This is a genomic window from Capnocytophaga sp. oral taxon 332 str. F0381, assembly GCF_000318275.2.
Classification (GTDB): Bacteria; Bacteroidota; Bacteroidia; order Flavobacteriales; family Flavobacteriaceae; genus Capnocytophaga; species Capnocytophaga bilenii.
The window spans coordinates 1-648 of the sequence record NZ_KB291345.1 but is presented as its reverse complement, the minus strand read 5'-3'; the positions used below and the strand labels follow the sequence as shown (position 1 = coordinate 648).

1 pseudogene is annotated in these 648 nt (G+C 40.6%); it reads left to right on the top strand.

Annotated features, from left to right (window positions below):
- Positions 1–648: pseudogene (locus tag HMPREF9075_RS13635) on the top strand (hypothetical protein); the annotation flags it as partial.

Genomic DNA, 648 nt, shown 5'->3' with positions numbered 1-648 from the left:
GAGGAGAACTCAACAACGCTAATTGTGAGATAGTACGTACCTTTACGATTACCGAGCCAACACAGTTGCAGGTAACGGCAGCAAATGCGCAGGGTGATGTTACTTTGGGTTGTACGCCTAAGGTTACGGCAGCGCAGTTGCTTTCGGCAACAGGGGGTACAAAACCTTATACATTTGCTATTTATAAAGGTAATGTAACGATTACCACTATAGCGCTTAACGCTACAGCAACCAATACCTCCTTTGTATTTACGCAAACGGGTAATTATACTATAGGTGTAACCGATGCGAATGGTTGTAAAGCTACTACAGCACAAGCGTATAAGATATACGAGCCTAAAGTTTTGCAATTGCAACCAGCGGGTACTTCGCCAAGTGATAATAATTTCTGTTCTGTAACGGGCAACAATGGTAAGGTAACGCTTAAAGTAGTGGCAATAAATGGAGCTAATACGCAACCAGGGGCTTATAACAATGCACCTTATATATTTAAACATAATGGTAGTGTTGTAACGCGTACTTATCAGGATACTTATACTTTTGCTAATTTAGGAGTTGCTACGCATACCTTTGAGGTAATAGATAAATATGGATGTACCACAAGTACAGTAGTTCGTTTGAACAAGCCATTAACATCTTCTACAGGCA